Annotated in this window: 15 protein-coding genes and 1 pseudogene; 9 read left to right on the top strand and 7 right to left on the bottom strand. The window is 74.9% G+C overall.

All coding sequences use genetic code 11. The features are described 5' to 3' along the window. The 4 genes and pseudogenes from KIK08_RS17945 to KIK08_RS17960 all read right to left on the bottom strand — a co-directional run. Positions 1–1,728 (bottom strand): annotated as a pseudogene (locus tag KIK08_RS17945) (TIGR02680 family protein); the annotation flags it as partial. Beyond that, the gene (locus tag KIK08_RS17950) at positions 1,725–2,972 is read right to left on the bottom strand and encodes a TIGR02678 family protein (protein ID WP_308257701.1); all 1,248 of its coding nucleotides are present in this window, start codon (positions 2,970–2,972) and stop codon (positions 1,725–1,727) included. The pseudogene KIK08_RS17945 and the gene KIK08_RS17950, both read right to left, overlap by 4 nt. Further along, complete coding sequence (locus tag KIK08_RS17955) at positions 2,969–4,504, bottom strand: TIGR02677 family protein (protein ID WP_308257702.1); 1,536 nt, start codon at positions 4,502–4,504, stop codon at positions 2,969–2,971. The genes KIK08_RS17950 and KIK08_RS17955 overlap by 4 nt, the downstream gene beginning before the upstream one ends. 282 nt (positions 4,505–4,786) lie before the next feature. Next, positions 4,787–5,413 carry a DUF3024 domain-containing protein gene (locus KIK08_RS17960; RefSeq protein ID WP_250557260.1) on the bottom strand — a complete coding sequence of 209 codons (627 nt, stop codon included), beginning with the start codon at positions 5,411–5,413 and terminating at the stop codon, positions 4,787–4,789. A 42-nt stretch (positions 5,414–5,455) separates the two neighbouring features. On the opposite strand from KIK08_RS17960, the gene KIK08_RS17965 reads away from it, so the two are divergent. Next, positions 5,456–6,547 carry a winged helix DNA-binding domain-containing protein gene (locus tag KIK08_RS17965; RefSeq protein WP_214404330.1) on the top strand — a complete coding sequence of 364 codons (1,092 nt, stop codon included), beginning with the start codon at positions 5,456–5,458 and terminating at the stop codon, positions 6,545–6,547. Between the two features lie 5 nt (positions 6,548–6,552). Here the strand turns inward: KIK08_RS17965 and KIK08_RS17970 are convergent, their stop codons facing one another. Both KIK08_RS17970 and KIK08_RS17975 read right to left on the bottom strand, forming a co-directional pair. Beyond that, positions 6,553–8,181 carry an AbeC-like domain-containing protein gene (locus KIK08_RS17970; protein ID WP_214404331.1) on the bottom strand — a complete coding sequence of 543 codons (1,629 nt, stop codon included), beginning with the start codon at positions 8,179–8,181 and terminating at the stop codon, positions 6,553–6,555. Between the two features lie 194 nt (positions 8,182–8,375). Further along, complete coding sequence (locus tag KIK08_RS17975; RefSeq protein ID WP_214404332.1) at positions 8,376–8,717, bottom strand: hypothetical protein; 342 nt, start codon at positions 8,715–8,717, stop codon at positions 8,376–8,378. A gap of 172 nt (positions 8,718–8,889) precedes the next feature. On the opposite strand from KIK08_RS17975, the gene KIK08_RS17980 reads away from it, so the two are divergent. The 8 genes from KIK08_RS17980 (at position 8,890) to KIK08_RS18015 (ending at position 20,929) form a co-directional block, all read left to right on the top strand. Further along, entirely contained in the window at positions 8,890–10,494 is a 1,605-nt protein-coding gene (locus KIK08_RS17980; protein WP_214404333.1) for an Hsp70 family protein, read from the top strand. Between the two features lie 2 nt (positions 10,495–10,496). Next, a complete protein-coding gene (locus KIK08_RS41775; RefSeq protein ID WP_214404334.1) occupies positions 10,497–13,097 on the top strand; it encodes a hypothetical protein in 2,601 nt (866 codons plus the stop codon). After that, positions 13,094–14,212: a TRAFAC clade GTPase domain-containing protein gene (locus KIK08_RS17990; protein WP_214404335.1), complete on the top strand. Its 1,119-nt coding sequence runs from the start codon at positions 13,094–13,096 to the stop codon at positions 14,210–14,212. The genes KIK08_RS41775 and KIK08_RS17990 overlap by 4 nt, the downstream gene beginning before the upstream one ends. Then, entirely contained in the window at positions 14,209–16,602 is a 2,394-nt protein-coding gene (locus KIK08_RS17995) for a GAP1-N2 domain-containing protein (RefSeq protein WP_214404336.1), read from the top strand. The genes KIK08_RS17990 and KIK08_RS17995 overlap by 4 nt, the downstream gene beginning before the upstream one ends. Before the next feature lie 5 nt (positions 16,603–16,607). After that, on the top strand, positions 16,608–18,269 hold the full coding sequence (locus KIK08_RS41075; RefSeq protein ID WP_214404337.1) for a TRAFAC clade GTPase domain-containing protein: 1,662 nt from the start codon (positions 16,608–16,610) through the stop codon (positions 18,267–18,269). Then, complete coding sequence (locus KIK08_RS18005; protein WP_214404338.1) at positions 18,266–18,406, top strand: hypothetical protein; 141 nt, start codon at positions 18,266–18,268, stop codon at positions 18,404–18,406. Before KIK08_RS41075 ends, KIK08_RS18005 begins: the two co-directional genes overlap by 4 nt. 115 nt (positions 18,407–18,521) lie before the next feature. Then, positions 18,522–19,535, top strand: coding sequence for an ABC transporter substrate-binding protein (locus tag KIK08_RS18010; protein WP_214404339.1), 1,014 nt, complete (start codon positions 18,522–18,524; stop codon positions 19,533–19,535). Between the two features lie 41 nt (positions 19,536–19,576). Further along, positions 19,577–20,929 (top strand): NAD(P)/FAD-dependent oxidoreductase, encoded by a 1,353-nt coding sequence (locus KIK08_RS18015; RefSeq protein ID WP_308257703.1) that lies wholly within the window; start codon positions 19,577–19,579, stop codon positions 20,927–20,929. A gap of 232 nt (positions 20,930–21,161) precedes the next feature. On the opposite strand, the gene KIK08_RS18020 is transcribed toward KIK08_RS18015, so the two are convergent. Beyond that, a complete protein-coding gene (locus KIK08_RS18020) occupies positions 21,162–22,178 on the bottom strand; it encodes an aldo/keto reductase family protein (protein ID WP_214404340.1) in 1,017 nt (338 codons plus the stop codon). Between the last annotated feature and the right edge of the window lie 18 nt (positions 22,179–22,196).

The following is a 22,196-nucleotide window of genomic DNA, read 5'->3' on the forward strand; positions in this document are numbered from 1 at the left end:
CTCGGCGGCCAGCGCGGAGCGCTGCGCCTCGCAGTCGACGAGCCGGCGGTCGGCCCCGGCCCGCTGCGCCGCCAGCGCGTCGCGGACCGGGGCCGCGGCCCGCTCCACCGCTTCGACCAGCGCCGTCTCGTCGTCGACGAGCGCGGCCGCGGTGTCCGGGTCGATCGGCAGCTCGCGGCGACCGCCCGCCCACGTCCGCAGCCGATCGGCGCGCCGGTCGCGCTCGGCGTCGAGCTCGCTCTGGCGCGCGGCATGGCGTTCGGTCGCCTCGGCCAGCTCGGCCCGCGCCTCCTCCAGCTGCTTCTCGACGAGCGTGCGCCGCTCGACGGCGCTCTGGTGGCGCCGCAGCGCCTCCCGGACGCCGGCGATCTGCCCCAGCCGGGTGCCGACGGCGCCGTCGAGCACGTTGAGCGCCCGGGTGCGGTCGGTACGGGCGAGCGTGGCCATCTCGTCGTGGGCGGTGGTGAGCGCGGCCCGGGACGCGACGACCGCGGACTCCGCCGCCAGCCCGGACACGCGGGCGGCCAGCCGATCGGCCTCGCCGACGGCGGCGTCCGCGCGGGACGACTCGGCCTCCGCCGCCGTGCCGGCCGCGGTGGCGGTGCGGCGGCTCCCGGCGGCCCGGGCCGCGGCCTTCTCGGCCTGGACGCGCAGCCGGTCGAGCCGGGCGACCAGGTCGGCGCCGGTCTCGTACTCGCGCCGCCCGCGCAGCGCCTCGATGTCCGTCTCGATGCCCTCGACGCGCTGCTGGGCGGCCTCCAGCGCCGCGGACAGCTCGTCGAACCGCACCCGCGCCTCGCCCAGGCGCTGCTGGCCGGTGCGGACCGTGCGGGTGACCGAGGTGAGCTCCGACGTGGCCCTGACCAGCCCGGCCGCCGCCTCCCGCAGCACCCGGCGGGCGTAGGTCTGCTGCCGCGCGCCCAACCGGCCGGCCGCGGCGACCTCCTCGTCGAGCCGGGCCAGCTCCTCGCGCTGGCGGTCGAGGCGCTCGAAGCCCTCGGCCAGCTCGCCGATCTCGGTGGCGCCCAGCGGCGGCAGCGCCCGGGACAGCAGCGTGGACAGCAGCGATGGGTCGAGCCGCTGCGAGAGCTTCGGGGTGCGCAGCTGCAGCAGCGCGAGGATCAGCGCCTCGTAGCGCTGCTCGGACAGGTCGGGGAACAGCCGCTCCCGCACGGTCGCGCGGTACTCGGCCGCGGTGGCGTGCAGGGTGCCGTCGTCGCCGAGCAGGTCGGTGAGCGCGGCCCGGCTCAGCGGCTCGCCGGTGGCGGTGGTGAAGCCCGCCTCCGGGACGGGACCGTCGAGGGTGAAGTAGTCGGCGGTGGCCGAGGAGGTGTGCACGGACGCCTGCAGCCGCGCCCCGCAGGTGAACCAGCGCCGCTCGGCCCCGCCCGCCGGACCGGCGGCGAACTCCAGCCACACGTAGCCGACCCGGGTCGCGCCACGGGCCCCGTCGCCCATCAGGTTCCAGTGCATCGTCCGCTCGGACGTGCCGAACGTCGAGAGCCGGTTGGCCCGCAGGTTGGCGTCGAACAGGAACGGCAGCAGCAGCTCCAGCGCCTTGGACTTGCCGCTGCCGTTCGGGCCGCGCAGCAGCAGGCGCCCGGAGTGGAACCGGAAGACCTCGTCGTAGTAGCGCCAGACGTTGAGGATGCCGGCCCGCTGCGGCGTCCACCGCGCGGCCGCCGACTCGTGCGCGGACGCCCGGTGCGGCAGGGCGGTGACCGTCACGACCGGGCCTCCTTCTCGCTGATCCCGTCCTTCTCGCTGATCCCGTCGAGCGCGTACCGGGCGGCCGCGGGACGGGCGAGCACCACCCCGCCGTCGCGGCGGACCAGCCCGAACTGCTCCAGCACGGCGAGCGCGGCGTCGCGCAGCCGGAGCTGCCCGTCCTCGCCCTGGTAGGTCCTGGCCCACCGGGGGTGGCGGCGCAGCAGCCGGTCGGTCTCCACCGCCAGCTGCTCCTCGGTCACCCCCGCCGGCTCGGTGTTGACCCGGTTGAGCAGAGCCAGCGCAGCGACCTTCGCGTGGCTGGTGTCGTCGGGGAAGCGGGTGTCGGTGGCGATGGCGTCCGGGTCGACCAGCAGCCAGCCCTCCGCCCGCTCCTCCAGGACCATGCCCGCCTCCTCCGCCGCCCGCCGCAGCAGCCGCCGGCCCGTCGGCGAGGTGAGGTAGTCGACCTCGGCCGGGCTCAGCTCGTCGCGGTGCACGACCGGGTCGTCGAGCAGGCGCCGGAACACGGCGTGGCGCAGCCAGAGGGTGCGCTGCACCGCCGAGGGCTCCTCGTCGACCCCGGCCGAGCGGTACCGGGACTCGTGCAGCAGCGCGTCCAGGCGCGCGGGCAGCTCGGTCGGCCCGCCGGGCAGCCGGGACGGGCCGTTCGGCGCGGCGATGAGCCGCATGACCAGGGTCGCGTCCACGCGGTAGAGCACCTTCGCCTCCGCGGAGGCGACGTAGCTCTCGGTCGCGCCGTCGAGGACCTCCAGCGCGCCGAACGACTCCAGCAGGCGCAGCGCGTCGACGAACGCCATCCGCTCCGCGCGGGCCGTGGTGTCCATCGACGGCAGGTCGGGGTCGGCGGCGCAGGCCTGCGCGACCCGCTGGGCCAGCAGGCCGATCGTGGTCACCGGGGTGGCCAGCAGCTCCGCGGCGGCGACGCACAGCAGCGTGTAGCGGCGCCGGTCGAACGGGGCCGACCCGGCCCGGCGGCGCAGCGCGGGCCGCCCGGGCACCGGCCCGCGCACCTTGGCCAGCCGCGCGTAGCCCGCCCGCGGCTCGACCACCAGCGTCCACCCGCAGAAGTAGTCGAACCAGCGGGTCAGCGGCTCGCGGCGGCGCCGGACGACGTCGAAGTCGTCGGGTCGGGCGGTGGCGGTGAGGATCGGGCCGGCCAGCAGCACCCGGATGCCGCGCGCGACGTCCTCCCGCTCGGCGATGACCAACTGGTTGTGCAGCGGCCGGTGCGGCTCCGTCACCCCGTCACCGCCTCGGGCGCGCGGCGGCGCCGGACCGTGCGGATGTCGACGACGAAGTCGGGGCCCTCGAACTGCCCGCGCGGCGTGCGGACGACCGCGACGGCGGCGTCGGGCGGGTTGCGCAGCAGGATCTCGGTGCGGCCGTCGGCCGAGCCGCCGCGGCGCACGCCCTCGGCGTCGGGGGCGGCGGCCAGGGCCCGCCCGATCAGGTCGAGCAGGTGCTCGAAGACCGAGTGGTCCAGGCGCGCGAAGCGGGACAGCCGCACCGGGCCGCCGGTGGACAGCAGGTCCCACGCCGAGTCGAGCTCGGCCCGCTCGGCACGGGCCCGGGCGGCGCGCTCCGCCTTGAGCGCCGCGACGTCGCGGACCCGCCCGGTGCGGGTGAACCGCTCGACCCGACCGGACGAGCGCAGCAGCGCCGACACCGGGACCGGCGGCGCGTCGTGCCACGACGTGCTCGCCGCCACCAGCTCCGGGTCGGGATGGGCCAGGTGCGCGTGCCGCGCAGGCCCCGCCCCGAACGCGGCCGCCCACAGCAGGTGCAGGTCGTCCTCGGTGGGGGCCGCGGCGAACCAGCGGGCCAGCTCGCGGAAGTCCTCCACCGCGCTGCTGGCCCGCTTGCGCGACTCGACGATGCGGTCGAGGACCTGCAGCAGCGCGACGATGGCGCGGCGGGCCACCGTGTGCAGGTGCTCGACGCGCGCCGGGGCCGCGTCGCGTGGGCGGAACCAGGCCCGCAGCCCGTCCCAGTGCCCGCGCCGCGCCTGCAACCAGCTCTCCCGGGCGGCCTCGCCGGCCGTCGGGGGCAGCTCCGCGCCGCGCAGCGCCCGGTCCCACAGCCCGTCGGTGCCCAGCGCCTCCACCCGGTCGACGCCGTCGGCGATCGAGGACGTCCGGCGGTCGAGGTTGGTCAGGAACTCCTGCAGGTAACCGACCGTCGCCGCCTTCACCTCGTGGAAGGTGTCGGTGTCGGCGCCCTCGCTGCGCACCAGGCGCTGCAGCTCGCCGTTGAACCGCTTGGTGCCCGTGCGCAGGGCGTCGAGATGGGTCTCCAGCTCGACGACCGCGCTGTAGACCCGGCGGTCCGGGACGGCGGGGTCGGCCAGCAGCCCGGCGATCTCGGCCAGCCGGTCGGCGATGGCGTCCAGGACCGCGGTCTGCAGGGCACCGCTGGAGGCCAGCACCAGCAGCGCCTGCTGGACGCCGGCGAACGCGGCCTCACCCCGCCGCGACAGCGAGTACTGCAGGTTGCGCCGCTCGTACTCCTCGGCCGTGCGGTAGCCGCCCGCGTGGTTCTGGGTGATCTCCAGCAGCTGCCACTCGCCGAGGCTGCGCAGCGCGGCGGTCAGCTCGTCGTCGTCGAGCGGGGAGTACCAGCCGACGTCGCGCAGGCCCGCCCGGACGTCGTCGACGCCGAGCGCGGTCTCCAGCCGGTCGTTGGCGTGCGCGAAGGCCTGCAGGATCGCGGTGTAGAGGTCGGAGCGGTCGCCGACGGCGAACCGGAACACCTCCGTCGGCAGTCGTCGCGGCACGGCACCTCCCCGTCCGGGCCACGGTAGCGAGCGGGTCCGACGGGACCGGCCACGGACCCGGTCCGCGGACCGCTGCCGGCGATCGACGTCTTGACGTCGCCGAGGCCATCGGCGAGCTGGCCGGGATCCTGATCGACCACGGGACGGTGCCCGGCGACCTCGGGGCCGACCCGGACTTCCGGCCGTGGTCGGGGACGCGCGCGGAGAGGGTCGAGATCGGCCGGTACCCCGGCCCGGCGGAGATCGCGTGGTTCTGCCGCGAGGAGGACGCGCCTCGCGGGGTCAGCCCCAGAACAGGGCCGTCGGGTCCGCCTCCAGTTCCGCGAGCAGCGCGCCGATGTCGCCGGTGGGCGGCAGCGCGTCGTAGCGGTGGAACCGGAGGTTGCGGTCGCGCCAGTGGAGCGTCCAGAGCCCGGTCTTCTTCGTGAAGCGGAACCGGGCGACCGGCGCCCGCAGCCACTCGCCGTCGGCTTCCGCGGCCCACTTCGGCCGGCACTCGACCACGGTCAGGTGCCGGGGCTCGACGTCGCACTCCACCCGGACCTGGTCGCGCACACGCTCCGGCACGCGCGCGGCGCACCACCGGCGCACCCGCTCGACGTCGGCGGCGGGGAGGCCGCCGGTGGCGGCGTGCTGGTCGAGTTCGAGGGCGATGAACGCGGCGATCATCGCCCGCCAGACGGCCTCGGCCACGGTCGGCGACAGCCCCGCGTCGGTGGCGCGCTCGCGGACGCCGGCGACGACCCGCTCCACCCGGTCCGGCGCGCGCACCGCGTCGGCGTCGGCCTTGAACGCGGCGGCCGCCCGCACCAGGGACTCCCGGTCGGCCAGCAGGCGGACCAGGTCGGCGTCGACGGCGTCGATGCGGGCCCGGACGTCGGCCAGGGAGGTGGGATCGGTCGGTGCCATGCCGGACATGGTGCCCGGCGGCCCGTGCGGCACTCTCGGGGCGTGACCCTCGATCCGCTCGCCGTCGTGCGCCGGCGGCTGCGCCAGCAGCGCATGGTCGGGGAGCCCTTCGCCGGGCCCGAGCAGGCCGTGGCCTGGTCGGGGGCGGTGCAGGGCCAGGAGTTCGCCGAGGTCAAGTGGTCGCTGGCGCAGCGCACCGGCGGGCGCACCGACGCCGAGATCGAGGAGGTGCTCGACCGCGGCGACGTGCTGCGGACCCACCTGCTCCGCCCCACCTGGCACCTGGTCGCCCGCGCCGACGTGCGCTGGCTGCTGCGGCTGACCCGCCCGCGCGTGCACGCGCTCAACCGGTACTGGTACCGGAAGTTCGAGCTCGACGCGGCGCTGCTGGCGCGCGGCCACCGGATCCTCGCCGCCGCGGTCGCCGAGGACGGCCCGCGGACCAGGACCGAGCTGGCCCGTCGGCTGGCCGCGGAGGGCATCGAGGCCGACGGCCTGCGGCTGGGCTACCTGCTCATGCACGCCGAGCTGGAGGAGGTGCTGTGCAGCGGGCCGCGACGCGGCAAGCAGCAGACCTACGCCCTGCTCGACCACCGCGCCCCGACCGCGCCGGGCGACGACCGCCCACACGACGAGGCCGTCGCCGAGCTCACGCTGCGCTACTTCCGCAGCCACGGCCCGGCCACGCTGCGGGACTTCTCCACCTGGTCGAGCCTCACCGTCGCCGACGCGCGCGCGGCGCTCGACCGGATCGGCGACGGCCTGGAGCGCGCGGAGCACGACGGCACCACCTGGTACGCCGAGCCGTCGACGGCGGCCGCGGTGGAGTACGCCACCACCGCGCTGCTGGTGCCGATGTACGACGAGACGATCGTCGCCCACCAGGACCTGCGGGTCGTGCTCGCGCACCCGTCGGCACGGGCGGAGCTGCTCGAGCGCGCCGTCGTCGTCGACGGGCTGACGGTGGGCACCTGGAAGCGCACGCTCGGCCGGCGATCGGCCACTGTGGACGTAACGCTGTTCGGGCCGATCGGTCCGGCGGAATCGGCGGCGCTGGACGACGCGGTGCGGCGCTTCGGGCGGTTCCTGGCGGTGCCCGCCGAGCTCGTCGTGCACCGGCTCCCGGAGGGTTGAGCTGACTACGTCCCGCTCGGTGCGGGAGTCGGGGTGGGCGCGGGAGTCGGGGCGGGCTTCGCCGGTTGCGGGTTCACCGCGCCGTTGGTGATGTCGGAATTGACGAAGGTGCTGTTGTTGATGTTCATGGTGTGGTTCTCGATCATCGTGGCGGCGCGGTTGCCGAGTTCGGAGACGTCGTAGCCGCGCTCTTCGAGATGGTCGATGATGACGGCGAAGATCTCATTGTGCATCGACCGGACCTGCCCGGTGGCGTCATGAATCTTGAAGAAGTGCGTTTCCTCGCTGCCGTGCGACACGCCCTCGCGCAGGCTCCCGCCCGCTCCGTAGCGGTCGGCGTCGATGCCGCGAGTGCGCAGTTTCCGGGGTCGCAGGCTCCGCGCGACGGAGCGCACGCGCGCGGGGACGGTGAGCGGGAGCCGCAGCAGCTCGACGGATCCGGAGATGAGCGGGCCGTCGCCCAGGCGGAGCACGCGGTCGGTCTCGGTCAGCCATTCCCGCACCGGGGGCAGCACGCAGTGCGTCACCTCGATCCGCAGCATCCGGTTGTGCTTGTGCAGGTGCAGGTAGCTGGACGTGACGAGGTTGCGCTTCCAGGATTCGCGGCGCAGGCACGAGTAGTAGCGGGCCCACTCGATCTGCTCGGCCTCGACATCGCGCACGACCTTGATCGGCAGGTGGCGCACCGGGGGTTCGTCGAGGTCACCGAGCACCTGGTCGCCGGGCCACGTCCCGCGCTCGTGCATGAGGTCGTCGACCGGGACGAGGAGCTGCTCGCGGTGCACGACCGCGTCGATCCGCCCGTCCGAGCGCCGGGCGGTCCGCGTCGGGACGATCTCGGCGCGGATGCGGTCGTAGAGCTCGCGGACGCCGATCTCTTCGGGGGGTTCTTTGCGACCGGCGGCGGGGCGCAGGGCGATCGGGACGGTCTGGGTGGGCAGGACGTATCCGGCACCGACGAACGGGGTCTCGCCGCGGTGCACGACGACGTCGGCGCAGCGGGCCGCGGCCTCGCTGTGCTCGTCGGCGGCGGCGAAGCGCTCCAGCTGGCCGCGGTAACGGCGCAGTCCGAAGCCCCGCAGCCGGCGCTCGACCGCCGAGGCGGCCGCCGTGTGGTCGGCCACGAAGTTGTCCGAGCGGAAGCGCCGGCGCAGGAAGGTGCGCACGAGCCAGGTCTCGCCGACCAGGAGGCCGAGCAGCGCGATCGCGATCGCGAGGCTCGGCCACCAGGTGCTGTCGCCCATGGGTAGCCCGATCCCGGTCAAGGCCTTGAGCGAGACGACCGAGCCCAGCAACGCCAGGACTGCGATCACGGCCAGCAGTTCGGCCGCGTTGACGAGCCGCGGGCGGGTCGCGAGAAGCTTGCGCCCGGCAAGGGCGAGGGCGGTCCACAGCAGGACGACGAGCGGATCGAGCACGGCCAGCGCGATCAGCAGCGCGAGGACGACGGTATTGCGCACCCGGTGGCGGGCCCTGGCCGCGACGGCGTCGCGCAGCACGGCAGTGGAGTCGAGGCCGGGTGACGGGGGGACCGAACCGACCTGCTCGACGAGGTACTCCTTGATCACGGCCTCGGCGAACCACTCGTAGCGGTGCGCGGCCGCACACAGCAGGCGGGTCGTCTCGTCCGGCACCCCCTGGGGCAGGGGACGCCGCGGTGTCGCGGGAGCTGCGGCGGTGCGCGGCACGGGAACCTCCGGGTGCGCGGTGGCGGTGGGGCCCCTCGGAGGCTCGGCGCCGGGCAGCGCGCGATCGCAATCCTGGCACCGCACCGCGCCGGCCTCGTTCTGCCGTGCGCAGTTCGGGCAGACGATCCGCCGTCCGGCGGTCATGCCCCGAACAGCGACCGGATGGCGTCGTTGATCTTCGAGACGCTCTCCGCCGCGGTCACACCCCCCGAGAGGACCTTCTGGACCGACTTCCACGCTGACTTCACGGCGGGCCCGTCCGGTTCCGGGGCCGCGATCTCCTCCTCGATCTCGGCTATCCGGCTGTCGACCCGATCGCCGCGCGGACCCGCGAGCTCGACCAGTTCGGCGCGGTGCTCGGCGAGGAGCCGGAGCAGCTGCGTGCAATCGGTGGTCGATCCCGAGAAGTCGTGGCCATTGGTGATCTTGCTGTTGATGAACTGGCTGCGATCAATGTTCATCGAGTGGCTGCTGCGGTACATCGCGGACCCCTCCGCCGGAGGCCAACCATGATGGGCGACGGGATGATCGAGGGGAAGTGCCTCTCCCCAATTTTCGCGACAGTTGGTTTTTCCTGCCGACGCCGGGTAACGCACCCGGTATTTTCGTCGAGCCAGACCACGGCCAGACCCGTCCGACAGTGTGGAGCAGCCGGTGATCCTGCGGCCCGTCCTGGGAATCGACCTCGGAACGACGTACTCCTGTGTCGCGCACCTCGACGACACCGGCCGCGCGGTCGTCGTCCCCAACAGCGAGAGCGAGTCCACCAGCCCCTCGGTCGTGTACTACGAGGAGGGCGGCGACGCGGTCGTCGGGCGCCACGCGAAGAGCGAGCTGCGCCGCCGGCCCGACCGGGTCGTCCAGCACATCAAGCGGCGAATGGGCGAGCCCGGGTTCTCCATCGAGCTGGACGGGCGCCAGTTCTACCCGCAGCAGGTCTCCGCGGCGATCCTCGAGTACGTCGTCACCGAGGCGCTGACGACGCTGGGCCACGACGGTTCGGGCGGGGCACCGCTGGCCGATGTGGTGATCACGGTGCCGGCCTACTTCGGGACGGCGGAGCGGGAGGCGACGCGCGAGGCGGGGGAGCTGGCCCGGCTCAACGTCATCAGCGTGATCAACGAGCCCACCGCGGCCGCGATCGCGTACGGCGTGCTGGGCGCGGGCGAGCGCCGACGGGTCCTGGTCTACGACCTCGGCGGCGGCACGTTCGACGTCACGGTGATGGAGACCTCCCCCGACAGCATCCGCGCGATCGCCACCAACGGCAGCCGCGACCTCGGCGGGGCGATGTGGGACGCCGCGCTGCGCGACCTCCTGCTCGACGCCTACCGCGAGCAGCACCCCGACGCCGCCGACCCGAGCACGGACGAGGCCGCCCTCGGCGAGCTGGACATCGTGGTCGAGGAGACGAAGAAGGCGCTCACCCGGCGGTCCCGGCAGGATGCGAGCTTCGTCGCGCACGACCGGCGGGTGCGCGTCGAGATCAGCCGCGAGACGTTCGAGGAGCACACCGTCGACCTGGTCGAGCAGACGCTGCACTACGTCGACCTCGTGCTGGCCGACGCGCGAGCCAAGGGCGTCGACACGCTCGATGAGATCGTCCTGGTCGGCGGCATGTCTCGGGCTCCCATGATCGCCAGGGCGCTGACTTCGCGGCTCACCGGGAAAGTCCCGACCGTGCCCGAGCCTCGCCTGGTCGACCCCGACCAGATCGTGGCCAAAGGGGCGGCGCTGTTCGCCGCGTCGAAGGTCGCCGAGAACTACGCCCCCGACGACCCCTCCCGCCCGATCGCCCCGGCACTCCGCCCCGGCTCGTCCGGGCCGCTTCAGCTGGTCGACGTCACCTCGCGCGGCTACGGCGTCCGCGCCCACCGCTCCCTCGACGACGAGACCGGGTACGTCGCTTGGATCATCAAGCCGCAGTCGGAGCTGCCGGCCAGCCACAGCGAGCAGTTCCGCACGCTCGAACGCGGGCAGACCGCGGTCAAGATCGTCGTCTACGAGTCGGCGACGAACGTGCTGAGCGAGGATCCCGACGCCAACACCGAGCTCATCACCGGCGAGCTGACCGGGCTGCCGCCGGGCAAGCCGCCGGGCCAGCCCCTCGAGGTGGTCCACACGCTGGGCACCGACGGCGTGCTCAGGATCGTCGCTACCGGCCCGTCCGGGCAACGCCTCGACCTGGAGCACCACCTGCGCGGTGAGCTGCCCCCTGAGGAGCGCGACCGCCCGCTCCCGGCGCTGGCGAAGCACTGACCGTGACCGTCGGGTGGAAGCTGGACACCGGGCGCTTCGCCGAGGAGGTGTTCCGGCCGGTCGCCGAGGGCTGGGACGTGTGCGAGAACCTCTTCCGGTTCTTCCAGCTGCCCCTCGACGTCGTGGACGACGCGGTCGTGGACGCCGCCGTGCGCGCGGTGGACGCCCACCTCAAGCGCAGCTCGCTCTCGGGGGCGCACCTGGACGCGGCGGCCACGCTGCGCACCGTCATCGCCGCGGTGGAGCCCCGGGTCCGCGAGACGGCGCGGCGGGCGGAGCACCGCGCCGAGGTGGTGGCGCGGCGCGACCGGTTCGCCGCGGAGGTCCGGGCCGAGATGCGGGGCATGCCGGCGCTGCGCGTCGTCGAGCTCGATGCCTTGGTCGTGCGCAACCGCAGGCGGTTCACCCGCCGCGAGGTCGAGGAGGCGCTGGCCGCGGCGGGCATCGAGGTCCGCGACCCGGTCGCGCTCGACGTACCGGCCCAGCCCGCGCGCTGGCAAGACCTGCGCCAGAAGCTGCGCCGTCTCGACCTGAACGACCTGGCCGCCTACCTGGCCTCGCGCGGCCTCACCGCGGACGCCTCGCCCACCGACGTCGCGCGACAGCGGGCCGAGCTGGACCGCACCGCCCGCGGTGAGCTCCTGCGCACGGAGCAGTCGGTGCTCGCCGCCGTTGAGCGGCTCGTGGCCAGGGGCTCACTCGCTGCCGCGCTGCGCCGGGAGCTGATCGACGAGCTGACCGGGGCGGCGGAGCAGAGCGCAACCGCCCTCGCGGCGGAGCTGGCGCGACCCCGCATCGCCGAGCGCGCCCGGGCGTGCGGTCTGCCGGAACGGGCCGAGCTGGAGTACGCGCTGCTGTGCCGCGCCCGGCCGCTGGACGCTGCGCGATCGGCGTGGCGCGCCGACTACGACCTCGCGGTCGCCGCCCGCGACCTGCGAGCCCAGGTCGGGGTGCTGCAGTCGCAGCCCGACCTGGTGCCGGAGTGGGCCGAGGTCCTGGGCCGCAAGCGGGAGGAGCTCGCCGAGCTCGAGGCCGAGCTGGAGCGGGCGGCGGCGGAGGAGCGCGTCGACGCGGAGGCGGCCGCCGAGCGGTACCTGGCGATCCTGCGGGCGACCCAGGAGCCCGCCGCCGAGGCCGGGCTGGCGCGGTGCCACCCGCCCGCGCCGCCGGAGGCGTCGGCGCGGGTGGAGGGGGACCGGGTCGACGTGCGGTGGGCGGTCGCGCCCGTGCGCGCGGGCGCGGTGACCTACCGCGTCGTGCGGCGCGTGGACCACGGCGTACGGGCCGGGCGGGAGCTGATCGAGGAGACCGACGCCACAGGCGTGGTGGACGCAGACCCTCCCGGCGGGGTCGGCGTCCGCTACGAGGTGACGACGGTGCGGGAGGGCACCGCCTCGGTCCGGCCGGCGGCCACGGCGGCGGTGGTGGTGCTGCCGGCCGTCACCGATCTCGCCGCCGATGCCGGCGACGGCGAGGTCCGGCTGCGTTGGGGGCTGCCCGCCGGCGCGGTCGGCGTGCGCCTGCGCCGCGAGCACGGCGGCACGTGGGTCGAGCTGGCCGCGGCCTCCACGACGGCGCACGACGCGTCGGCCCGGTCGGGCGAGCACTACCTCTACGCCGTCGAGGCCGCTTACGACGTCGAGGGCGATCGGGAGCACGCGGCGGCCGCTGTGGTCGCCGCGCAGCCCCAGGCGCCTCCGGATCCGGTGGTCGACCTGGCCGTGGTCGAGGAGCCCGACGAGTCGACGGCCGTCGTCACCTGGACGGCTCCCGCAGGCGGGGCGGTGCTGCTGCGCACGACGCACTCCCCGCCCCCGCCCGCCGGCACGCTGCTGCGGGCTGACGCCCCCGTCGGTGAGCCGGTCGCCTTGCTGGGGAAGGACGCCGCCGGGCTGCGCGTCGAGCTCCCCGCCGACGGGCGGCGCAGCTGGGTCGTCCCCGTCACGGTGGCCGGCGACCTGGCCGCCGTCGGGCGCGCGGTGGAGCGCGACCGGCGGCTCTCGGCGGTGACCGGGCTGCGGGCCGTCCGGCAGGGGCCGCGGGTGCGGCTGACGTGGGAGTGGCCGCACCGGTCGGGCGAGGCCAGGGTGCTGAGCCGGGCCGAGCAGCGCCTGAGCGGCCCGACCGACCCACTGGCCTCGGTCACTCGCATCTCGCGTGCCGTGTACGAGCGCTCCGGTTGCCACCTGCCGACCGAGCCGGGCCTGCGGGTCTGGGTCGGGGTCTGCGTCACGGCGTACGACGACGGCGAGGAGGTGCACGGTCCGGTCGTGCAGACGTCGGTGGCGGCGCCGGTCGTCGTCCGGTACCGGATCCTGCCCGCCGGTCGGGGGCGCAGGCGGCTGGAGGTCAGCGGGCCGGCGCCGCTGCCGCCGGTGCAGGTGCGGGCTCGGGTCGCGCTGCCCCCGCTCACGCCCGAGGACGGAACGGTCGTGCTCACCCTCGCCCCGCCCGCCGCCGACGCGACGAGCATGAGCGCGGTCTTCGGGCTGATCCGCGGCCGGCAGGTGCACCTGCGCGCCTTCCCCGCGCGGCCCGGTCCCGAACTGCTGCCCGAGGACCCGGGCCAACTGCGGGTCGACCGCAGGTGGTGGTCACGGTGACCCGCCGCGCTCGCCGCCCGCAGCTGCGCTGCCCGCACTGCTGGACGACGCTGCGCCCGGCCGAGCTGCACCAACGCTGCTCCGACGAGTGCGGGGAGGAGTCGACCACCTTCGTGACCGCTCCGCAGTGCCCGCACGGGCGGACCCCGGTATCGGCGCAGTACTGCTCGGCTCCCGGCTGCGGCAGGCGGCTGGAGCGCGACTACACCACCAACCCCGCGCACGTCATCGCCGTCGTCGGCTCCTCGGAGTCCGGCAAGAGCACGTTCGTCGGGGTGCTGGTCAACGAGCTGCGCAACCGCGTCGGGGAGGCGTTCGACGGCGCATCGGTTGAGCTGGTGGGCGACGCCTCGCGCACCCGGTACCGGGAGGTATTTGGCGACTTCCTCTACCGGCGGGGGCGCACCCTGCGTCGGACCGACTCCATCCGCGCACTGCACGCGCTGGAGCCGCTGGTGTTCATGCTCCGCTTCCCCCGCCGCGGCAGGCTGTCGGGTCGTGAACGGCTGAGGACGGGCGTCGCGGTCTTCTACGACACGGCGGGCGAGGACATCCTCGACGCCGACCGCCGGGGCCGCCTCGAGCGGTACCTGGCGGCCGCCGACGGAATCGTCTTCGTCCTCGACCCGCTGCAGGTGCCCAGTGTGCGCGAGGCCGTGGGCACCGGTGTCGTGCCGGCCGTCGCCCAGGACCAGGTCGAGATGGTGCAAGGGGTGGTCGAGGTGCTGCGCGGCAGCGGCGCCGGTGAGCGGATCACGACCCCGCTCGCGCTGGTCGTGGCCAAGACCGACGTCCTGATCGACCACCTGCCGCCGGCGACCGCGGTCACCCGGCCGGGCCCGCACCGCGGCGCGTACGACGAGGGCGACGGTGAGCAGGTGCACGACGAAGTGCGGGCCATGGTGCACTCGTGGACCGACGGCCCGCGGCTGGTCGACCTCGTGCGCACGACGTTCGAGCAACACCGCTTCTTCGCCGTGTCCGCGCTGGGCGTCCCACCCCGCAACGCCGAGGAGTTGGCCCCGGACGGCATCCACCCGCTGCGGGTCGAGGACCCGATGCTGTGGTTGCTCACGCGCTTCGGGATCATCCCGGGTCGGCGGGGGCGGCGATGATCCGCCAGATCTACTACACCTCCTGCCGGCACGGCCGGGACGGCATCCAGGGCTTCCAGGTGGCCGCGGCCACGCCCGGTGTGGCGCGCCGGCACGAGGACCTCGTGCTGCCGGTGGCGGCGTACCGCCCGCCGAGGTCGGCGTCCCCCATCCCGGACGCGGAGGAGGTCGCCGCGCTGCCGGTGGCCCTGGGCTACAAGGACTTCGGGGACGTCGTCGCACTGTTCCGCAGCAGCTACCTGGGAGATGACTACACGGGCCGGCAGGGCAACTACTTCGCGCACGTGCTGCTCGCCGAGGACCCGGCCGAGCTGCCCGGACAGCCGCCCGCCGCGGCCTGGGACGCCGCGTGGTGGTTCCGCGGGCCGTGGGACGACCGCCCCGGCGCGACGGACCTGCCGGCGCCGGAACCCCTGGCGTGCGGCCCGCTCGCCACCGGTGGCGCCGTACCCGAGTGGCTCGCCCGCGAGCCCGACGCGTTCGCCCGGCTGCTGCACCTGGTCCGGGAGGCGCTGGCCGGACGGGTCGCGAAGGTAGTGGTGGTCGCGGACGGCCCCAGTCCCGATGCCCGGGTGGCGTCGGCGATCCTCGCGGTCACCGCGCCACTGCCAGAGGCCCTGGCCCGGCGGGTGTCCTTCACGACCTTCAGCGCCGCCCCCGCGGACCCGGAACTGCTGGTGGTGGGCACGACTCCGGACGCGCCGCTGCCCCCGGCCCGCGACACGGCGGTGCTGGTCCTCGGGGAAGGGGAGTCCAGGGAGGTCTCGCCGTTCGCCGCGCTCGCCGCGGCCCGGCTCGGGGCCGGGCCGGGCGGGGCGAGCGGGCTGCGGGCACTCGCGGCAGAGGCCGTCCCCGCCCCGGGCCCCGACGACCTCGACGCGCTGGCCGCGGCCGCGCGCCTGCTCGACGCCGACCCGGGCGGCGACGTGCTGGTAGGCCTGGAGTTCGTCGCCGATCGCCTGCCCGGGCGGGTCGACGCGAACCTGTGGAGCACCGTCGACGCGGCCCTCGCCGCCGGTGCCACCCGCCCCGCCGACGACGTCGCCCGCTGGTCGGCCGTGCTGGGCCGGACCGGCGGGCACTCGCCGCTGCTCAGGGCGGCGTACCTCAACGCCGTGCTGATCGGTGTTGCCGAGGGGGCGGACGGGACCGACCTGTGGCTGCCCGGTCCGGACGACGATGGCGTCGACGTCGACGGGGGCGGCTGGATCGGCGTGGCGGTCACCCACAACCCCCGACCGCGGGTCGTCGCGGCGGTCCTGGCGACCCTGCGACGCCTGGGGGTTGACGCTTCGGACGCGGAGCTGGACGAGGTCGTCGACCGGGTCCTGCTGCCCGTCGTGCTGGACCCCCACGGCGACGTTGCGGCCGTGCGCGATCTGCCGGACGCCGCCCGGCTCGCCGCCGCGACCGTCGCCCGGCTGGAGGGCCGGCTGGCCGACGACCTGATCGAGACTGCGGTGCAGGACATGTCCGTCGACGCGGCGCGGTGGCTCGCCTCGAGCGCGCCCGCCGGCACCCGCTGCGCCCTCGTCACGGCGGTCAGGCTGGTGCGCGCTGGCGAACTCGATCCCGTCGCCGTCATGGCGGGGGCCCGCGACAGCGCGGAGCTCGACCGGCTCGCCGCCTTGGTGTGGTCGGGGCCGCCACCGGCGGAGGCGGGAACCCGGCTGATCGCCGCGCTCGACCCAGCGGTTCTGGCCGGCAGCGCGGTGCCGGCCTCGCTGGCCGAGCGGCTCGTCCTGGATGCCCGGGAGCGGGCCACCGGCCCGGCGCAGGTCGGGCTGACCACTGCGCTCGCCGGGCTGGGAGACGGCCTGCGCGGCCCCGCCCGGGACCAGATCGAGGCCGTCCGGCTCACCGAGCTGTTCCGCGCCCGGCCGCCGTCCGACCCCAGCACCAGGCAGAGCGCCATCGACGCGGTCGCCTGCCGGGCCGACCCGGTGCTCTCCGGGCCGCTGGTGCGTGTGCTGGTGCAGTGGTTGTTCTCCTGCCGGGAGGCGCTCACCCACGCGGACCTGCTGGAGGCGGCCTACGCGTCAGGGGCCTCGGAGTTCCTGGCCCACTACGACCAGCAGCTGGCCAGGACGCTCCACGCGGCCGATGCCGAGGACGTCGTCGCGGTGCTGCCCGCCGTCATCCACCTGTCCGCGAACCACCAGGGTGCCGCGGACCTCCTGGAGGGGACCTGCGCGACGCAGCTCGGGCGGCGCAGGCGCCGCACACTCGACGAGGTGGGGCACCTGCTCTCCGAGGCCGGCAACGTCCCGCCGGACCTGCGGCCGGGGAGGGCGGCGAGCTGGACGGCGTGGTGGAAGAGCTACCGGGCGCGGGAGCTGTCGGGCAGCGGCCTGCGCGAGCGCCTGCTGCGCTTCGGCCGGGACGGCTGAGCGCCGTGTGGTGGTACATCGTCGCGGGCCTCACGATCGTCGCGGCGGGCGCCGTAGCGGTCACCGTCATCCTCGTGCTGAGCGCGGCCTTCGCCGCGCTCGCCGCGTCCGCCGTGGCCGTGTTCACCGCCGGGTTCGTCCCCGTCGCCATGCGCCGTGCAGGCGCAGTCGTTCTGCGCGACGTCGACCAGGGCCACCTCCGGGTGGCGCCGCCGGACCCGCCGCCGCCGGGGCGCGACCCCGGCTACCTCAGCTACTACTTCGGACCGGCGTGGCGCGACTGCGGGGACATGCTGGTCGCCGGCGGACGGGCCGCGGTGCGCCGGGCGCTCTCGCTGCGGGCGAAGGGACCGAGGTCGGTCCTGGGCTACCTGCTCGACGCCTGGCGACTGCCCGATGAGCTCAACTCGTGGCCCGGCGTCGTCGGGAAGGTGATCTTCACCGGGGGACTGGTCGGCGGCCTCGTCGGGCTGGTCGCCGGAGCGGCTGTGGCCGGGACGTTCCTGCTCGTCGCCGCGCTCGTCTTCGCCCTGCTCCTCGGCGCGCTGCTGGGCGGCACGTGGGCGGTCTGCGCAGTGCTGCACCTGGTCGAGCTCGCGGCGCTGCGGGTGCGGGGCATCACTGTGGAGTGCCCAAGCTGCCAGCGCCGGGTCGGCGTTCCGGTCTACGAGTGCCCCCAGTGCCAGGAGCTGCACCATCGGCTGCTGCCCGGTTCGCTGGGCGTCCTCGCCCGCACCTGTCGCTGCCGCGCCGAGCTGCCGACCCTGCTGCTGCGGGGGCGCTCGCGACTGCGCGCGCACTGCAGCCACCCGGATTGCCGGGGCGTGCTGCCGATCGGGGGCCTCACGGCGCCGACGCACCACGTCCCTGTCGTTGCCGGGAAGGTGGCCGGCAAGACGGTGCACATGCTCGCCGCGATCGCCGACCTGCGCGACGACGACGGCTTCGCGTTCGGCGACGACCACACGAGGGACTCTTTCGTGAACGTCGCCGAGCAGCTCCAGGACCTCAGGACCGTGCCATCGACCCTGCCGACCGCGCCGCTGCGCGCGGCGACGTTCTTCGTCGGCGTCGGCTCGCGCAGGCGGCTGGTCTACCTCTACGACGCGGCCGGCGAGTACTACCAGTCCAGCGACAAGGTGTCCGGCCTGCGCTTCCTCGGCTCGACCGCGGGGATGCTGCTGGTCGTCGACCCGTTCTCGCTGCCCTCGGTGCTGAGCCGGATGACCGCCGAGGAGATCGAGCTGCCCCAGCACTCGACGTCGCCGCCCGACGACGTCGTCTCGCGAATCGCCGACGGTCTGCGCGAACGCGACGTCGGGCGCCGCCGCGACCGCATCGGCGTCCGCGTCGCCGTCGTCGTCACCAAATGCGATGTCCTGCTCGACCGCGGTCCGGTGCCGCACCCCTACGAGGTGCGCGACGCGACGGGTCGCTCGGAGCGGTCGGCGGCGGTGGCCGCCTGGCTCGCCGACACCGCGGGTGAAGGGGGGCTCGTGCGCCAGCTTGCCAACCAGTACGCCGAGGTCGGCTACTTCGCGGTCAGTGCCTTCGACGCGTTCGGCGCCGGGCCCCGCCGCAGCGGCCGCACGGGCAGGGAGCTGAGCAACGACCCGCCGTCCGCGCCGCTGCGCTGGCTGCTGCGACCGCGCGCGGGAGCGTTGTGACCAAGGTGCTGCCGCCGTCCGTGGTCCGCGGCCGACGGGTGGTCTTCGCGCTGCTCGTGCTGTCGGCCCTGGTCTCGGCGGTCGTGGTGGCCGCGTTGCTGGCCGCGGCGGTGGTGGCCCTGGGCTCGCTCGTGTGAGCGCGCGCCGCGGTCGTCGCGCAGCGTGAGGCACGTGCTTGCGGTCACACGATCGGGTGATCCAAGATGCGCTCGCACTTCCGCAGGTCGTTGCCGCCCGAGGAGGACGCCCACGATGGCGAGGTCGACTGCACCCAGCCCTCGGGCGGGGCGGCCGTGGCGCACCGCCCTCGCCGCCGCCGGCCTGCTGCTCGCGACGGCGTGCGGCGCGCTGAGCGGGTCCGAGGCCGAGCCGCAGCAGGCGCCCGCGCCGGGCCCCGTGCTGGAGAAGGCCGAGCTGCAGGTGGGCGTGCTGCCCATCGTCGACCTCGCGGCGGTGCAGCGCGCCGACCGCGCGGGCTACTTCCGCGACGAGGGCCTCGACGTGGAACTGGTGACGATCCAGGGCGGCGCGGTGGCGCTCCCGCAGCTGGTCGGCGAGTCGCTCGACCTGAGCTGGACCAGCTGGCCGTCGGTGATCCTGGCCCAGGAGCAGGGCGTGTCCGACTTCCGCATCCTGCAGCCGGGCTACCGGACCGCCGAGAAGTCGTTCCAGCTGATGACGATGCCGGGTTCGGCCGTGCGCACCCCGCGGGACCTGGTGGGCAAGCGGGTGGCCACCAACACCTTCCGGAGCATCACCGAGATCATGGCGCGCTCGGCGCTGCAGGACGCCGGGGTCGACCCGGCGGACGTGGAGTTCGTCGAGCTGCCGTTCCCGGACATGATGCCGGCCCTGCAGAACGACCAGATCGACGCGGCCATCCTGCTGGAGCCGTTCATCACGCTGGCGAAGGCCCAGCTCGACGCGACGAGCATCCTCGACGTGGCCACCGGGGCCACCGCGGACCTGCCCATCGCCGGCGTGACCGCCACCGCCCGGTTCGCCCGCGAGAACCCGAACACGCTCGCCGCGTTCGAGCGCGCCCTGGGCAAGGCGCAGTCCGAGATGGACGACCGGACGATCGTCGAGCAGACGCTGACCGGCTACACCACCGTCAAGCCGGAGATCGCCCCGGAGCTGACCCTCGGGACCTGGCCGTCCTCGCTGACCGCCGACGACCTCCAGCGCGTCGCCGACCTCATGCTGCGCTTCGGGGTGCTGCGCCAGGAGTTCGACGTCGCCCCGCTGCTCGCCGCGCCGAGCTGAGCGACCTGGCCGTCCGGCCCGTGATCGGGTAGAGACGGGGCGTGGCGAACAACGGGGGGTCCGTCGTGCCGGTGAACGGGTGGAAGGGCGACGGGCGTCCGCGGATCGTCGTGGTCGGGGCGGGGTTCGCGGGCTACCACGCGGTGCGCGCCATGCGGAAGCGGCTGCGGGAGGCCGCCGAGGTCGTGCTGGTCAACCCGACCGACTACTTCCTCTACCTGCCGCTGCTGCCCGAGGTGGCGACCGGCGTCGTCGACCCGCGTCGCATCTCGGTGTCGCTGACGGCCACCCTGCCCGGCGTCCGGCTGGTCCTCGGCGAGGTCGACGCGGTCGACGTCCAGGAGCAGCGGGTGTCCTGGACCGACCCGGAGGGCGGCCGCGGAGCGATCTCCTACGACCGGCTCGTCATCGCCGTCGGCAGCGTCAACAAGCTGCTGCCGGTGCCCGGCGTGGCCGAGCACGCCCACGGGTTCCGCGGCATCCCGGAGGCGCTGTACCTCCGTGACCACATCGTGCGCCAGTTGGAGCTGGCCGCGGCGAGCGACGACCGCGAGGAGCGGCGGGCGCGCAGCACGTTCGTGGTGGTCGGCGCCGGCTACACCGGCACCGAGGTCGCCGCGCAGGGCGTGCAGTTCACCGACACGCTCGCCCGCCGGATCGCCGGGCTGGAGGGCCTGCGGCCCCGGTGGATGCTGCTCGACCTGGCCCCGCGGGTGCTGCCCGAACTCGACGAGCGGCTCTCCCGCGAAGCCGACACCGTGCTGCGCCGCCGCGGCGTCGACGTGCGCACCGAGCAGTCCGTCGCCGAGGCCGGCCCCGGCTGGGTGCGGCTGACCACCGGCGAACAGGTGCCCACCCGCACGATCGCCTGGTGCGTCGGCGTGCGCCCCGACCCGCTGGTCGAGGCGATCGGCGCGCCGACCGCGAAGGGCCGGCTCGTCGTCGACGACGACCTGTTCGTCCCCGGCTGCCCCAACGTGCTGGCCTGCGGCGACGCCGCCGCCGTCCCCGACCGCACGCGCCCGGGCGAGTACACGGCCATGACCGCCCAGCACGCCCAGCGCCAGGGCAAGCTGGCCGGGCACAACGTCGCCGCGTCCCTCGGCCACGGGAAGGTCCGCCGCTACCGCCACCACGACCTGGGCTGGGTGGTGGAGCTGGGCGGCACGGACGCCGCGGCGAACCCGCTGCACGTGCCGCTGACCGGGCTGCCGGCCGCCGCGGTCACCCGCGGCTACCACCTGCTGTCGATGCCGGGGAACCGGATCCGGGTGGCTGCGGATTGGCTGCTCGATGCGACGGTGGGGCGGCAGACCGTGCAGTTGGGGTTGGTGCGGTCGCCTTCGGTGCCGTTGGACACGACCAGCCCGGAGGTTGTGCGGGCGGGGGAGTGAGCGGGTGTCGCGCCACTTCGGCAGGACGAGAGCGGGTTTCGTGCGGTCCGGTTGGACGAGAACCGCTCCCGTCCGGGCCGGGGGGCCGTGACCTCCGATTGGCAGGGGCCCTGAGGACGCGGTCACCTCTGCGAGCGGCGCGCCCATGTAACCCGTGCCCGGTGTCAGGAAAGCCACCTTCGGGACGTCAGATGTCCTGAGGGTGGCTTTCCTGACACGCGGGGGCGGGAAGTCAGACCGGGCGGCGGCGGGGGTTGGCTCGGCCGACCATCGCCGGGTCGCGGGTGACGACGTCGCCGAGGGCCTCGTCGATGCGGGTCATCGCGTCGGCGGGGATGCGCACGCCGGCGGCCTTCGCGTTCTCGGCCACCTGCTCCGGTCGGGAGGCCCCGACGATCGCGGCGGAGACGTTCGGGTTCTGCAGGACCCAGGCCACCGCCAGCTGCGCCATGGTCAGGCCGAGGTCGCCGGCCACGGGGCGCAGTTCCTGCACCGCGCCGAGCACGTCGTCCTTCATCCACCGACTGATCATGTTCGCGCCGCCCTTGTCGTCGGTGGCGCGGGAGCCCTGCGGGGGTTGCTCGCCCGGGCGGTACTTCCCGGTCAGCGCGCCCTGGGCGACGGGGGAGAAGACGATCTGGCCCAGGCCGAGTTCCGCGCAGGTGGGGACGACCTCGTCCTCGATGATCCGCCACAGCGCCGAGTACTGGGGCTGGTTGGAGACCAGGCTGATGCCCAGGTCGGCGGCGAGGGCGTGGCCGCGGCGGATCTGGTCGGCGGTCCACTCGCTGACCCCGATGTAGAGGGCCTTGCCGGCGCGGACGACGTCGGCGAAGGCCTGCATCGTCTCCTCGAGCGGGGTGAACAGGTCGAAGCGGTGGGCCTGGTAGAGGTCGACGTAGTCGGTCCCGAGCCGGCGCAGGCTGGCGTCGACGCCCTCCATGATGTGCTTGCGGGACAGGCCGGTGTCGTTCTTGCCCTTGGGGTCGGGCCCCACCGGCCAGTAGACCTTGGTGAAGATCTCCAGCGACTCCCGGCGCTCGCCCTTCAGTGCGGCCCCGAGCACCTCCTCCGCGCGGCCGTTGGCGTAGACGTCGGCCGTGTCGAAGCTGGTGATGCCGTTGTCGAGGGCCGCGCGCACGCACCGCGTCGCGACGTCGTTCTCGACCTGGGAGCCGTGGGTGAGCCAGTTGCCGTAGGTGATCTCGGAGATCTGCAGGCCGGACCGGCCGAGGTAGCGGAATTCCACCCCGTCATCGTGCCCCGG

The organism is Pseudonocardia lacus, assembly GCF_018531445.1.
GTDB classification, from domain to species: Bacteria; Actinomycetota; Actinomycetes; order Mycobacteriales; family Pseudonocardiaceae; genus Pseudonocardia; species Pseudonocardia lacus.